General features: G+C 44.5%; 1 protein-coding gene and 2 pseudogenes. 2 read left to right on the top strand and 1 reads right to left on the bottom strand.

The window, feature by feature from the left end; genetic code table 11:
- A pseudogene (locus AAC147_RS05885) lies at positions 1-254 on the bottom strand (phage integrase central domain-containing protein); the annotation flags it as partial.
- A 2-nt stretch (positions 255-256) separates the two neighbouring features.
- Here AAC147_RS05885 and AAC147_RS05880 point away from each other — a divergent pair.
- Both AAC147_RS05880 and AAC147_RS05875 read left to right on the top strand, forming a co-directional pair.
- Positions 257-793, top strand: a pseudogene (locus AAC147_RS05880) (tyrosine-type recombinase/integrase); the annotation flags it as partial.
- Between the two features lie 216 nt (positions 794-1,009).
- Positions 1,010-1,216, top strand: a complete 207-nt coding sequence (locus AAC147_RS05875; protein WP_047685965.1) for a helix-turn-helix transcriptional regulator — start codon at positions 1,010-1,012, stop codon at positions 1,214-1,216.
- Positions 1,217-1,445: the final 229 nt, after the last annotated feature.

Raw genomic sequence — 1,445 nt, 5'->3', positions numbered from 1 at the left:
AGCATACGTGTTGCTGATTGCGTAACCTGACTGCCACTATAATTACTCAAAGCGATGAGGAAATCATTCATCTGGTCGGCTAAAAGGTGTGGGAAGTGTTTTTGCTTGGGCGCTTTGAGTGCGCTGGCAAGATCAGTAACGGGGTTGAACTCTGCTCGTCCGGTAATAACGGCATAGGTGAAAATTTGCCGACACGCCTGTCTAGTTTTTTTCAATTTATCCAAAACACCGCGTTGCTCCATTTTTCGCAGCACAGGTTACTCAATCAGCAACACGTATGCTGATGTTGACCGGAGTGCGCACTATCGAGCTGAGAGAATCGGAATGGACTGAATTCGATTTCGATAACGATCTCTGGCAAATTCCCGCTGAGCGAATGAAAATGCGCCGCCCTCACATCGTTCCATTATCAAATCAGGTTAAAGCCATTCTTATTAAGCTGCACGAAATTACAGGGCGCGGGAAATACGTTTTCCCCGGTCGTAACGATGCGGGTAAACCGATGAGTGAGGCAGCCATCAATCAGGTTATTAAGCGTATTGGTTATGACGGCAGGGCCACAGGACACGGTTTCCGCCATACCATGAGTACCATCCTGCATGAACAGGGCTATAACACAGCTTGGATTGAAACTCAGCTTGCTCATGTTGACAAGAACAGTATCCGGGGTACTTACAACCACGCGCAATATCTGGATGGTCGACGGGAAATGCTGCAATGGTATGCGGATCATATGGAGATGTTGGAACGAGGCGAAAATGTGCTGATCGGAAAATTTGGCAAAAGGGCGTAAAGAAGCGGTGATTTTTCATACTTTGTTGGCAGTGCCAGCAAAGTATGATTTTTATACAGAATATCGATGAAAAGGTAGAAGTTCCTAAAAAAATTAATTCAACAAATCGGAAAAACATTTAACGCTGTTTATTTAGTCTTGCTTTTTAAATAATCCGCCTGTCATCAAACAACGTCCACGATGAGCGCTCAAGGACTCGGTAACAGGAGAAAAAATATGACAATGACAGCGTCGAAGGAAAATCTTATTCGTTTGCCGGAAGTTCAACGCAGGACGGGTTATAGCAAGGCGTGGATCTACAAACTGATTAGTGCCGGAGAATTTCCGAAACAGGTCAAACTGGGTTCTCGCTCAATCGCCTTTATTGAATCAGAAATTGATAACTGGATTGCGCAACGTATCGCTGAATCACGAGCGGCATAACACCTAAAGAAAATGACATAAGAAACGTAACATAAAAAAACAACGCCCCAGTGTGCAGCAACACATCTGAGGCGTCTGACCAACAACCGTTATACGGAGTAACGATGATGGCTGATATACAGCATAACCAAACTCGCCCTAAATTTACATCTTCAGATATCACAGGCAACCAAAAACCGCTTGACCTGATCCAGACCGTGAAAAAATCCGCTATGTATCATTGGGAAAA

It is taken from the genome of Xenorhabdus sp. NBAII XenSa04 (assembly GCF_963866145.1).
In the GTDB taxonomy this organism is placed as follows: domain Bacteria; phylum Pseudomonadota; class Gammaproteobacteria; order Enterobacterales; family Enterobacteriaceae; genus Xenorhabdus; species Xenorhabdus indica.
The sequence above is the reverse complement of the archived record's forward strand: the minus strand, read 5'-3'. Positions and strand labels throughout refer to the sequence as shown.

Coding starts and splice junctions, on each gene's coding strand:
- AAC147_RS05875 (WP_047685965.1), top strand. CDS start 1,010: ATGACAATGACAGCGTCGAAGGAAAATCTTATTCGTTTGCCGGAAGTT.